We start from the raw sequence: 12,158 nt of genomic DNA, 5'->3' as shown, positions 1-12,158 counted from the left end.
TCATGATCGAGCCGCGGCGGTGATCGGCTTCGGTGCGCACGCACGCGCGACGTGAGCGGCGACGACTGCGCGTCCGAGATCAGCCGCGGCGCAGCGCGAAATGGGCGCCGCAAAACGCCATGACGGCGCCGAGGCAGAGCGCTGCGAGCCCGGCCAGCACGCCCGAGACGGTCGGGATCGGGCTCGGCGCGGCCGCCACCTGACCCGCCCCCGCGAGCAGGAGCACGCCGACCGCGATCAGGAACTGCCGCATCCGCTGCGGGATCTGGCCGGACACCGCGCTCTGCATCAACGTCGCGGTGAAATAGCCGCCGGAAAACCCGACCGATGCGATCAGCCACCAGGCGATCGCCGCGCCCGCGGGGATGAACTCGGCCGAGTCGGAGCGCCAGAGCCCGCCGAGGTCGAGCCCGTAGCGCGCGCCCAGCATGTGCACCGCGAGCGCCAGCAGCACGCCGGAGATCATTGCGGCGCCGAGAATCAGACGGCGCGGAAAAAAGGTCGTCTCAACCATGCCTCGCTTGTAGGATGGGCGAGGGCGATCGCGCAAGCGGATCGCGGGCGCGATAGCGCGGACGGGATCGATTGTCGGGATGCAGGGTTCGAAAGCCGAGGCTGCGGCAGTCACGAGCTATGCCTACAAGGCGTCGCTGATCGGCTCGGCGCATCGCTTCGCGCTGACGGAGCAGGGGCTGTCGTGGCACATTGGCGGCAGGTCCGGCCTGTGGCCTTATGACGAGATCAGCGCGGTCCGGCTGTCGTTCCGCCCGGTGTCGATGCAGCAGCACCGCTTTCGCGCCGATATCACCCACGGCAGCGGCCGCCGCATCGCGATCCTGTCGACGAGCTGGCAGACCGCTGCGCTGATGGCGCCGCAGGACAACGGCTTTCGCGCCTTCATCGTCGAGCTGCATGCGCGGATGGCCAAAGCCGGCAGCCGCGCGGTGCTGACGTCGGGACTCGGCCGCACGGCCTATGCGGCGGTGCTGGCATCCCTGGCGATGCTGACGGTCGCGATGGCGGGCCTGTTGATCCGCGCGCTGGCGATCGGCGAGTTCGCCGGCGCGCTGTTCATCCTCGGCTTTGCCGCGCTGTTTGCCTGGCAGGTCGGCGGCTTCGTGCGCCGCAACCAGCCGCGCTCCTATACCCTGGCGCGGCTGCCCGAGGCGCTGCTGCCGTAGCTTTGCAACCGGCCGCAATCAAACGTGAGTTCGCAGCCGTGCGCCGCTGCCGCATCGTGCGGCCCATGTCAGCCAGGGACAATGGTGCTCGTCTGCCGACCGCCGATGAGATCGCCGAGATCAACCGCACGCATCTGATCGAGACGCCGCTCGTGCCGGCCGATCTGTTGTTCGTGTTCGGCACTCGGGAGGACGACACGTTGCGGGCCGATACCGCGGCACGGCTGTGGCGCGAAGGCTATTTCCGCTGGGCGATTGTCAGCGGTGGTGTGACACCGGGCTCGGAGCAATCAGAGTGCTCGATCATCAAGGCGGCGATGATTGCGGCCGGCATTCCGGCGGAACTTGTCCTCGAAGAGCATCGCGCCATGAATACGGGCGAGAACGTGATCTTCTCCCTGCCGATCATCGATGCAGCGCTGGGCCTTGCCAACATTCGCAGCGTGATCTGTCTCGGCAATACCTGGACCGCGCGGCGCTACCCGATGACGCTGTATCGGCACTGGCCGGAGGTCGAGAAGATGTTGCTCACCGTCGACAGCTTCGCGACGCCGCGTGCGCTCTGGCATACCGATGCCGAATTTCGCCGCCGCATGCTGCATGAATGGGCCAAGATCGAGCCGTACAAGGCGAAGGGCTTCATCGCGGAATGGCCGGAGGCTTGAGAGCTACTCCGTCGAGTCGAAATCCTCCTCCTTGGTGCCGAGCAGCGACACGATCGTGCGCAGGCCGGAATCGAGCTGCTCGAAGGTGGGCGGGGCGAGGGCGAGGCGCACCGCGTTGGGGGCGTGGCCGTGGGCGATGGCGAAGGTGGAGGACGGCGTCAGGGCGATGCCGCGCCGTGCCGCGGCCGCGACGAAGGTCTGCGAGCGCCAGTGCGGCGGCAGCGTCAGCCACAGATGATAGGAGCGCGGGTCGGCGGCGAGCTGGTAGCCGGCGAGCAGCCTTGCCACGGTCTGCTGACGGCGCGAGGCATCGATGCGTTTCAAGCGCGTCAGCTCGGCGACGGTGCCGTCGGCCATCAGCCGCTGCCCGGCCGCAAGCGCATGGCCGGAGGCGATCCAGCCGCCGGTGCGGACCGCGCTCATCACGCTCTCGCGCAAGCGCGGCGGCGCCACGAGGATGCCGAGCGCGAGGCCGGGCGCGACCTTCTTGGACAGGCTGTCGATCACGATGCAGCGGTCCGGGCCGAGCGCGGCCAGCGGCGTGTCGTCGGCGAGGAAGCCGTAGACCGCGTCCTCGATGATGGTGAGGTCGAGCTTTTCGGCGACGCGCATGATGTCGGCGCGCCGCGTCGCGTTCATGGTGACGCCGAGCGGGTTCTGGATGATCGGCTGCAGATACAGTGCCGACAGATGCGCCTCGCGATGCGCCTTCTGGATCGCATCGGGCCGTGCGCCGAACTCGTCCATCGGAATCGGGACCAGCGTGATGCCGAGCCGCGCCGCGATGCTCTTGACGTAAGGATAGGTCAGCGCCTCGACGCCGCAGCGACCGCCGGTGGGAACGAGCGCGGCGAGCGCGGCCGCGAGCGATTGCTTGCCGTTGGCGGTGAACACGATCTGCTCGGCCTGCGGCGCGAAATCCTTGCGCGCGAGATAGGCGGCGGCCGCGTTGCGCGCGCTCTTGGTGCCGGTGCTGGTCGAGACGCGCAGGGCGGATTCGAGCGCATCGACGCGCTCAAGCCCGGCAAGGCTCTTGGCGATCATCGCCCATTGCTGCGGCAGCAGCGGGTAATTGACCTCGAAATTGATGCGCGCCTCGGCCGGCTCTCTCAGCGTCTCGACCTCGCGCCTGATATCGCCGGAGATGAAGGTGCCGCGGCCGACCTCGCCGACCACGAGGCCGCGGCGAAGCAATTCGGTATAAACCCGGCTCGCGGTCGAGACCGCGATGCCGCGGTCATAGGCAAAATTGCGCTGCGGCGGCAGCCGGTCGCCGGGCCTTAACGTGCCGTTAGAGATATCCGAGGCAATGGCATCGGCAAGCTTCACGTACTCGAACTTGGACATTATTGCACCGAGAGCAATGTTTTACTTGCTCCGAGCAGTGTACTGAAGCATTTAGGTTCCATCAAGGTCCGCGATTGAGCCGAGGAGAGCGAGAGCAATCCGACGGCAAATGAGGTGCAGGCGCTCACAAGCGTCCGCGCCAACGGCATTTGCTTCGCCGCGCGGAACGACAGGCCGGAGAAGAAAAATGACCACGATCTCGCAAACTGCCGGGCGGAGCTTTCGCCCATCCCCCTCGGGCGGCTTTTTCAGCACGCTCGCCAACGCCGCCTATGCGCTGTTCGACCGCCTGGAGCGCCGCTCCGCCGTCAAGACGCTGAACGAGCTCGACGACCGCGCCCTGCGCGACATCGGGATCACGCGCAGCCAGATCGAGGACGCGGTCTACGGACAGGTCAGGACCGAGCTGACGCGGTATCTGTGAGCTGTCGTGTCCCGGACGCGCTGCAGCGTTCTTACGCTGCTGCGCAGAGCCGGGACCCGGCAGGCCGTGAGCTCGCTGCGACATGGGCCCCGGCTCTGCAGCGCATCGTCGAAGAGACGCTGCGCTGCGTCCGGGGCACGAGAGCTCAGTGTTCCGCGCATACGTCTCAACACCGTCAGACTCTCTTCGCCGCGACAATAATCGACCCGTCATCCTGAGGTGCGAGGCGTGCGATGCGGATGCATCGCATGCGGAGCCTCGAAGGATGCGCGGCCGAGCTGGTGCGGCGGGGCCGTCGCCCTTCGAGGCTTGCTCTGCGACGCTATCGCGCCGCAGCGCGCGCACCTCAGGGTGACGGTGATGCATAGGGTTTGCAACGTACTCGCCTTCATGCGGACACAGCGTCGCATCCTCGCGGCTTGTTTCGCCCGAGTTTTGCCTGGTCGCCTCACCCTCAATTGAAAGAGGGCGCAGGGAAGGCCGGGAGCCGGTTGGCTCCCGTGGACCGCCATGCCAAGAGCAGACTGCGTGTGCTTCGTGCATAGCGGAGAACAGGGCAACCGGAGACATCCCGGCCTTCCCTGCGCAGTGGCTTTACGGCTTATGTCGTGCTCTCCCCGGGGAGCGTTGCACTATTGCCCCCGTCGCCTTGCGGCTGATCGATGCGCGTGCCCGGTCGGGCCGCCACATCACCGCAAGACTTGACGCCAGACCCCGGGCGTCAGGACCACACGATTTTGCCGTACGCCGATCGCACCGGTCGTGTGCGCGAGACGTTTCGCTCACGGCTCTCCGCCCTGCAAAACCCTTCGCGCCGATGCCATCGGCGTCCACCGCCGCCCGGCCCGCGTTCGTGACGATCGCGATACGCCCTCTTCCTTGGGCCGGGTTGCGCGACACATACGTCATTTCCGAATTTCGGTAAAGAAGAATGTTTTTGGCAGCGCGGATTGACCGATGGATTGGGTGTTTTGCCCGTCGGGCAACGCAAGGGATTGTGGCCTCGGTGCCGGAAGGCACTTGGGAATCACGTCCGGTTGCGGGGCGGTCCCCGCAAAGGGCCCGCCGCCACAAGCAAAAGCGCCGCCCGCTTGAAATGAAGCGCAGGCGGCGGCTGATCAGCCCCGGGAGGGTGAGAGTAAAATCCCGATACCAGTTGGTCTCTACGGGGTCGGCGTAGGTTCAGCCTGTTGGAGACGAAGCCCTACCGTGGCGCCAATAGTCCCGGCGAGGTCAGCCACTTGTTGACCTCTCCGGCAGCATCGATCTGCCCGGCCTTTCGCAAAAGCTCCGTGCGGCGGATACCAGCGGGCATCCCTTTGGCCTGCTGGCGAAGGTTGAGTGCTTCTTGCGCCAGGCGATATTCGAATGTCGATGATGGTTCTGGGGATCGTCGAGCCAAGATTTTCATGCTCCGCTGCGGGGGTAAGCGGGAGCGCAACTCGCGTTCACACCACCGATAGATGCTACGGGCCGCTCGGCGGTGCCGAGACAATGCGACTTTATCTGTTGGATAGCGAGCGCTTTATTTCGTTTCCGCGCAGGAACTGTCTGTGGAACTCAGCAGCCGCGGCAAATGTTCTTCAGCTTCGCGGCGGTTCGGGCTTCTTCCGCAAGGAAAGGATCCTTGTAGCCTGACGATGAGCCGATGCGGGCTTCGGCGGGACTTGTCATTTTGGGCGGAAATGCCGCATCGTAACAGGAGAGGCGCGCGCTGGTGCTTTCGATCGCACGGCAGTTCGGCTCCGCGGCAGAAGCTGAGGGCGCGGGTGTACACAGGGCCGCTGCCAGCAAAAGCGCTGCGGTCCATGTGCTCGTTCGAGCCGTCGTCATGCCGAGCACTCCGTATTCACTTGGTTCTGCTCGCCCAGGTCGGACGCTCGCCGGTCCAGGCCGGCAGAGCATCCCATTCGGACCAGCGCATCCTGCGCTCCTCGTCGCCGACCCTGACGAAAACAAAGGGAGCATCGTCCCGGCCTGTCTTCGAACCCACGAAAACCGCCGGAACGCCGTAGGCATCTCTGATGATTGCCGTGTTTGCCATTCCCGCCTCCTGTCTCGGCTCGCGTCTCTGCTCGCGACTCTGCTCGCGTCTTGGCTGAAGCGCCGCGCCCGCGTTTTGGCGCAGGTCGATCGAACGGACCTGCTGCTAGAGAACGGCCACGATCGCGATCAGCAGCACGAGGAAAATAGGCACCAGCAAAGGTGGCACGAGCCACTCACGAATGTCGAATCTGACCAAATCGGACATCTGACCGCCTTCTTTCGGGTGGAGGCGGGAGCGCGATGCTCTCAGTCACCGATAACAGCCAGGAAGCGCGCGGTGATGGCTGGCTTGTAGCACCCACCTTGCCAATTAGCGAGGTCAATCTCGTCCGTCTTGCTGCGCGCAATTGACCCGGACCGGCGGCTCACACCAGTTCATCGGTCCACACCTTGAAGCTGATCAGCTCGCCCGGTCCGAAAATATGAACAATCGGAACATCCGCCGCATCGCGGCCCTGGGCGATCAGGACCCGGCCGATGCGCGGCGTGTTGTTGCGTGCGTCGAAGGTGTACCAGCGGCCGCCAAGGTAGGCATCGAACCAACCTGCAAAGTCGCCGGGGGCGTGCGGCGGCGGAATGCCGATGTCGCCGAGATAGCCGGTGCAGTAGCGCGCTGGAATGTTCATGCAGCGGCAGAACGCGATGGCGAGATGCGCATAGTCGCGGCAGACGCCCTTCCGCTCGTTGAAGGCCTCCCATGCCGTCATGGTCGCCCGCGCGTGCTCGTATCCGAACGCGATGTGATGGTGAACGAAATCGCAGATCGCCTGGACGCGCGGCCAGCCGGGCGCCGTTTTCTCGAACAGCTTCCAGGCGATGTCGGAAAGCCGATCTGTTTCGCAATACCTGCTGCCGAGCAAATAGAGCAGGGTGTCCGATGGAAGATCCTCGACCGCGTGCTGCGCAGCTGAAGGCGCGATCACATCGGGCAAGCCGCTGTCGCGCACCGTTCCATCGGCGGTAAGGCGCATGCGGCCGGGCGGCGCGACGATCCGGCTGCACCAGTTCCCGAAGCTGTCGCGGTAGGGCGTGATCGGAACAGAAGGCGAGGTGATGAGGTGATCCGGCACGACAACATCGGATGCCCGCGTGAAATGCGTTCCGACCATCGCAATCAATGGCGTAAATTGCGGGAAGTCGTAGACCATGTCGAAGCCGACCCGGATCTGCATGCTTAGGCCTCGGCTCCAACTGCGCTGACCGGAATTGGCCGCCGCATGAGTCGTGTCGGCTCGAACTCAGGTCGGCATCGCTGCGACTGGTCCGTCTGCCGCATCCCTGAAGAGAAGATGGCTATGCAGGCGGCCGGACGCAATGCCAAGTGCCGCAACGCGAAGCCACATCCCATCACCGAATTATGCCGCGTCCGACCAGTCCGGCAGCGGAGGGCGCGGTGCTCGCCAGCATTCGCTGGACCCATTGTCTAGTGCAATGTCGCGGCAGCGGCTTCGTCGATGGCCGCCATCAAATCGGGCGTTGCAGATTGATGGACCATATGGCCCACGCCGGCGATCCGGTGCAGTTTGCTCTGCTTGATCTCTTCGTGGAGCCTGACCGATTGCTTTTCGATGTCGATCAGACGGTCATCCTCACCGCCGATGATGATCGTGGGCATCCTGAGTTCGCTATAGGTCTTCGCAGCGACAAAGGCCGCCGGGACCATCAAGGCCGCTTCTGCGGCACTGGCACGCATCTGTGCTGGTCGTACAGCCATTGCTTTGGGAAAGTCGGCGAATTTCTCGGGGACTGCGCGCGGGCCGAATAGTTTGCGCAACATCATAGGCCACATCAGCCGCCCGAAGATCGGGGATACGGTGTAACTGATGATATCGCCGAGTCCAGGGATTGCAGGTGCCAAAGAGGCCGCGGCGTCGGTGCGGGCGGTCGGGAAATAGTATCCCGACGCCAGCACCAATGCTTCGACCAGCGATGGATGCCTGATCGCCAGCGCCACTGCGAGCGACGCTCCCCATGAATGTCCAAGCACAATTGCGCGCTGAACGCCCAGACGGCCGAGTGCCTCCTTGAACAGATCTGCCTGCGTCTCAGGGGTCCAAACCGCATTGCGGGGCCGCAAGCTGTGTCCGAATCCCGGGCGGTCGAAGACGATAACCCGATAGTTTGCAGCTGCCAGATCAATCAAGCCGCTCGACTCGAAGTCCTGGATCATGCTGCCGTTGCCGTGAAAGAGAACCAGCGGGCGGCCGTTGCCACGCTCCACATAGTGCAGACGTACGCCATTGACCTCGATGAACCGTCCCTGTGGCGGATTATCGCGTTGTGCCTTCCTGGCAAGCTGCCGATTGATGAGGGCGGCCCCCGCCATCACCGTTACGGCCCCAGTAACGGCGGCAAGCGCGGGATATCGCCTCACGGCGCTGAGGCAGCTGGAGACGAGCGAAGGTGAAGGAGTTTGCAGCAAGGTCATTGGCAGTACCTCATAAGGGTCTGCACGATGCCTCAGAGCAAATGAGAAATGTTGCAGGCATTCCAAACGAGGGCGTCGTCGGTTGGTTCCTGTACGCTCGAATCTGATCGGTCTTCTTGTTAAACGCCTTCACTCTTCCGCGCACGCGCCGCACCTGCACGCGTCCACGCCGGATCTTCAGACAACTGCCTTCAAGAAGCTTTGGCGCCAGTCTGTTGCGGGCCAGATGCTAGCCCGGGCCCGATGTCTCGTCCTTCTTCGGAGATCCCAAGCCCGGGGAGGCGAGCCAATCATCCATATGTGCCGCTATCTCGGCCTGCCGGGCCCTTTTCGTTGCAGCTTCCCGCAACGGGCCATGCGGTAGTAGCTTCGCCTCCTCTTTTAGCTTTGTGGCCTCTTCGAGGAGTCGCTCTTTGAGCGATTTTGTGTGTGTAAACCGGCGACGTTGCATGTCGCGTTCCTTTCCGTGAGGGCGGGAGCGCGATCAGGCGTTCTCATCACCGATGATAGCCGAGAGCCGAGCGGCGATGACGGTCAACGTTCCAACCAGGGAACTGTTCCAAGTATCAGCTCTACGAACTTGCCGCTCGCCGAAGCCGCAGCGCGTGTTAATGCATGGGCCCCGGCTCTCCAGCGCACCGCTGAAGAGGTGCTGCGCTGCGTCCGGGGCACGAGACCATCGGCTGCGCACGCGCTGCCTCCATGGTCCGCTGCGCCACCTAGTGCCTCACGACCAGCACCGAGCATTTGGCGTAGCGCACGACGTGGCCGGCGTTGGAGCCGAGGAAATAGGTGCGCATCGCCGGCCGGTGCGAGGTCATCACGATCAGATCGGCCTTTATCTGCGCGGCTTCCTCCAGAATCTCGTGGTAGATGCCGCCCTGGCGTACCACGCTGGAGATCCGCCCCCGCTCGATGCCGGATTCGCGTGCAACGATGGCGAGCGCCTCTTCCGAGGTCTGGCGCTGCTGTTCGTCGAAATCGGCCGGCACGTATTCGGCCAGCATCACCGGCGTCATCGGCAGCACGTTGAGCAGCCGCACCGTGCCGCTCCAGGTCTGCGACAGCGTTGCCGCGGTCGCGATCGCCGGCTTGGCCAGATCGGTGTCGGCGAGGTCGATGGGCACGAGGATGGACTTGAACATCTGCGCCTCCAATCTTCGGCCCTTGATCGCGTTAGGTCGGTCGGCCGAGACGGCGGGCCACGCATCTCATCCCGATCGAAGCAGCTTGGGGCTGGTGAACAGCACCAGTTTGCCGCGGCGGTAGGCCACGTCGGCCCAATCCTTGACGTCAAAGTCGAAGATCGCAAGTCCCGAAGTGGGCAGATTGTCGGCGAGCGCCTTGGCGCCGGCCGGATCGCCGCCGCCCATCAGCATGAGCGCGGCCTCGTGCATGCCGGGATTATGGGCGACCAGCAGCAATTGCTTCGGGTCGGCCGGGGCCGTTGCAGTGCGAATGCAGTCCAGGATCTGCGCGGGATCGGCGCCATAGAGTTCCGGCAGGATCTCGACCTGCGGCGCCGGGACGCGGTCCTTCATCGCCTCCCAGGCGATGTCCCAGGTCTGCCGCGCCCGGACGGCATGCGACACCAGCACGGTATCGGGGAAGGGCGGATGGTTGGCGATCCAGTCGCCGATCCGGGCAGCATCCTTGTAGCCGCGCTCGTCGAGCCGGCGGTCCTGGTCACGGCCGCTCGGCGCGTCAGTCTCGGTCTTGGCGTGACGCAGCAACATCAAACGGCGCATGGCATTCTCGAATCGTTCCCCGTCCAGAATAATCTACAGGCGCCGGTTGAGGACAAGGTGACAGGCGCCCGGTGGGTCCTTTAATAAGAAAACGGCATGAGCGAGACTTACACAAGCGTGTCCGAGGACGAAGCCGGCTTTCGCGACCGCACGCGGCTGTCGTTCGACCTTGACGCCGACATCTGCGTCATCGGTGCGGGGCTGGCCGGGCTCACCGTCGCGCTGGAGGCGGCCCGGTTAGGGGCCAGCGTCGCGGTGCTCGAGGGCCGTCACATCGGCTGGAACGCGTCCGGCAACCAGCTCGGCACGGTGATGCCGGGCTTTGCGCTGCCGCTCACCGATCTGATCGAGCGCATCGGCTTCGAGGACGCGCGTGAATTGTGGACGCTGTCGAAGCAGGGCGCCGAGTTCGTCCGGGCCAACGCCACGGAAGAGAACATGCCGGGGATCGCCAGAAGCGAGGGCGTGCTGGAGGTCTCGAACGTCGATGCCGGCGACCGGCTGATCAGCCGGTTGCAGATGCTGAACGAGGATTTCGACACCGAGGTCGAAGGCTGGCAGGTCGATCGCGTCCGCGAGGTGCTCAAGACCGATCGCTATTTCCACGGCGTGTATTATCCCAAGGCGTTCCAGGTCGACGGCCACAAATATGTGCACGGCCTCGCGGCGCTGGCGCGGCGGGCCGGCGCCCGCATCTTCGAGGACACGCCGGTCGTCAGCATCGATCATTCCGGCATCCGCAAACGCATCGTCACGCCCTCGGCGCGGCTGCGCGCCACCCACATCGTGCTCGCGGGCAACATCCATCTCGGCGCGCCCTTGAGACGCCTGTCGGAGACGCTGCTGCCGGTCTGGCGCTATGCCGGAATCACCGCGCCGCTCGGCGAGCGCGTGCATGAGATCATCGCCTTCAAGGGATCGGTGATGGACACCGACGGTGTCGATCATTTCCGCATCGTCGACGGCGACCGGCTGATGTGGGAGAGCCCGGAGACCACCTGGGCCGCGCGTCCGCAGCGCTTTGCAGGCGCCGTCAGACGGCGGATCCGCACGATCTTTCCAGCGCTCGGCAATGTCGAGGTCACGGACATGTTCGGCGGCGCCACCGGCCAGACCGTGCACGGCATGCCGCAGATCGGCCAGTTGCGCAAAGGCCTGTGGGTGGCGAGCGGATTCGGCCGCCAGGGCATGAACACCTCGGCCATGGCCGGGCAGATGATCGCGCGCAGCATCCTGCGGGGCGACGAGCGCTGGAAGCTGTTCTCGCCGTTCGAGCTGGTCTGGGCGGGCGGCGCCACCGGACGGGTCGCAGGCCAATTGGTCGGGATCTGGGGCAGGGCGAGTTCCGCCGCCGCGGGCTCGCTCGCCCGCTACCGCGAGCGTGCCAGGGTCAAGGATCGCCAGCGCGAGGCGCGTCTTGCCGAGGCCAACCGGGCCGCCGGCACCGGTCCGCGCCGCCCGCCGCCCGGCGTCAGGCCGCGGCTGGCCCCGGCGCCGAAACCTGCGGTCCAAGCGGAAGAGCGGGCGGGGGAACCGGCCGCGCACGAGGCCGACGTTTCGCGCTAAAGTGCGATGTGATCGTCATCGCGCTTTAGGTTGTTGTTTGAGCATGATCTTTTCGAAAAACCGCTGCGCACTTTTCCGGATCATGCTTTAGACCCGCGAAAAATTCCGCCTGAACGTGTAACTTCGGCCGTTCAAGCCCGTATCTCAGGGCGTGGAGCTCCCGCACGGAGAATGAGATGTTTGACCGCCGCATCCTGTTGACGACTGCCGCCGGCCTGTTTGGCCTTGGGGCCTTCCGCTGGCTGAGGGGAACGCCTGCCGAGGCCGGCCAGAAGACTGCGGAAAAGTTCGAGATCACGAAGACGGAGGCTGAATGGCGCGCCCAGCTCACGCCGCAGCAATATGAGATCCTGCGCAATCACGGCACCGAGCGGCCGGGCTCCAGCCCGCTGCTGAAGGAGCACCGCAAGGGCATCTTCGCCTGCGCCGGCTGCGACCTTCCGCTGTTTGCGTCCGAGACCAAATTCGAGAGCGGCACCGGCTGGCCGAGCTTCTACCAGCCGATCGAGGGCAATGTCGGCAAGACCGAAGACCGGGCCTACGGCATGGTTCGCACCGAGGTGCATTGCCGGCGCTGCGGCGGCCATCTCGGCCACGTCTTCGACGACGGTCCGAAGCCGACCGGATTGCGCTATTGCATCGACGGTTTCGGGCTGGTCTTCCATCCCGCGGCGGCGTCGGCGACGTAAGTCGCCCTGGAGTCATTCCGGAGCGATGCGTCAGCATCGAATCCGGAATCTCGAGATTCCGGGT

Annotated in this window: 13 protein-coding genes; 5 read left to right on the top strand and 8 right to left on the bottom strand. The window is 65.0% G+C overall.

The features are described 5' to 3' along the window. Window positions 1–79: 79 nt before the first annotated feature. On the bottom strand, window positions 80–514 hold the full coding sequence (locus tag AC066S_RS21675; RefSeq protein ID WP_126255828.1) for a hypothetical protein: 435 nt from the start codon (window positions 512–514) through the stop codon (window positions 80–82). Between the two features lie 79 nt (window positions 515–593). Here AC066S_RS21675 and AC066S_RS21670 point away from each other — a divergent pair, with 79 nt between their 5' ends. Continuing rightward, the gene (locus AC066S_RS21670; RefSeq protein ID WP_126255829.1) at window positions 594–1,181 is read left to right on the top strand and encodes a hypothetical protein; all 588 of its coding nucleotides are present in this window, start codon (window positions 594–596) and stop codon (window positions 1,179–1,181) included. A 65-nt stretch (window positions 1,182–1,246) separates the two neighbouring features. Next, complete coding sequence (locus AC066S_RS21665) at window positions 1,247–1,846, top strand: YdcF family protein (protein ID WP_478270560.1); 600 nt, start codon at window positions 1,247–1,249, stop codon at window positions 1,844–1,846. A 3-nt stretch (window positions 1,847–1,849) separates the two neighbouring features. Here AC066S_RS21665 and AC066S_RS21660 read toward each other — a convergent pair whose 3' ends face one another. Further along, window positions 1,850–3,193 (bottom strand): aminotransferase-like domain-containing protein, encoded by a 1,344-nt coding sequence (locus AC066S_RS21660; RefSeq protein ID WP_126255831.1) that lies wholly within the window; start codon window positions 3,191–3,193, stop codon window positions 1,850–1,852. A gap of 187 nt (window positions 3,194–3,380) precedes the next feature. Here AC066S_RS21660 and AC066S_RS21655 point away from each other — a divergent pair, with 187 nt between their 5' ends. Continuing rightward, window positions 3,381–3,617, top strand: a complete 237-nt coding sequence (locus AC066S_RS21655) for a DUF1127 domain-containing protein (RefSeq protein WP_478270559.1) — start codon at window positions 3,381–3,383, stop codon at window positions 3,615–3,617. Window positions 3,618–4,821: 1,204 nt separating this feature from the next. On the opposite strand, the gene AC066S_RS21650 is transcribed toward AC066S_RS21655, so the two are convergent. From AC066S_RS21650 to AC066S_RS21625, 6 genes are all read right to left on the bottom strand, one after another. Further along, on the bottom strand, window positions 4,822–5,028 hold the full coding sequence (locus AC066S_RS21650) for a hypothetical protein (protein WP_126262058.1): 207 nt from the start codon (window positions 5,026–5,028) through the stop codon (window positions 4,822–4,824). A 438-nt stretch (window positions 5,029–5,466) separates the two neighbouring features. After that, window positions 5,467–5,661 carry a hypothetical protein gene (locus AC066S_RS21645; RefSeq protein ID WP_126262056.1) on the bottom strand — a complete coding sequence of 65 codons (195 nt, stop codon included), beginning with the start codon at window positions 5,659–5,661 and terminating at the stop codon, window positions 5,467–5,469. 367 nt (window positions 5,662–6,028) lie between these two features. Then, a complete protein-coding gene (locus tag AC066S_RS21640; protein WP_126262055.1) occupies window positions 6,029–6,835 on the bottom strand; it encodes a transglutaminase-like domain-containing protein in 807 nt (268 codons plus the stop codon). 251 nt (window positions 6,836–7,086) lie between these two features. Continuing rightward, the gene (locus AC066S_RS21635) at window positions 7,087–8,091 is read right to left on the bottom strand and encodes an alpha/beta fold hydrolase (RefSeq protein ID WP_164719140.1); all 1,005 of its coding nucleotides are present in this window, start codon (window positions 8,089–8,091) and stop codon (window positions 7,087–7,089) included. Between the two features lie 719 nt (window positions 8,092–8,810). Further along, entirely contained in the window at window positions 8,811–9,236 is a 426-nt protein-coding gene (locus AC066S_RS21630; RefSeq protein ID WP_126262053.1) for a universal stress protein, read from the bottom strand. A 66-nt stretch (window positions 9,237–9,302) separates the two neighbouring features. Continuing rightward, window positions 9,303–9,839: a SixA phosphatase family protein gene (locus tag AC066S_RS21625; protein WP_135171590.1), complete on the bottom strand. Its 537-nt coding sequence runs from the start codon at window positions 9,837–9,839 to the stop codon at window positions 9,303–9,305. A 96-nt stretch (window positions 9,840–9,935) separates the two neighbouring features. Here AC066S_RS21625 and AC066S_RS21620 point away from each other — a divergent pair, with 96 nt between their 5' ends. Together AC066S_RS21620 and msrB are read left to right on the top strand one after the other, a co-directional pair. After that, on the top strand, window positions 9,936–11,405 hold the full coding sequence (locus tag AC066S_RS21620; RefSeq protein WP_478270558.1) for an NAD(P)/FAD-dependent oxidoreductase: 1,470 nt from the start codon (window positions 9,936–9,938) through the stop codon (window positions 11,403–11,405). A gap of 176 nt (window positions 11,406–11,581) precedes the next feature. After that, complete coding sequence (msrB, locus tag AC066S_RS21615) at window positions 11,582–12,094, top strand: peptide-methionine (R)-S-oxide reductase MsrB (protein ID WP_135171592.1); 513 nt, start codon at window positions 11,582–11,584, stop codon at window positions 12,092–12,094. The last annotated feature ends 64 nt before the right edge of the window (window positions 12,095–12,158 follow it).

This window comes from Bradyrhizobium sp. CFUWI (genome assembly GCF_056429085.1).
The sequence above is the reverse complement of the archived record's forward strand: the minus strand, read 5'-3'. Positions and strand labels throughout refer to the sequence as shown.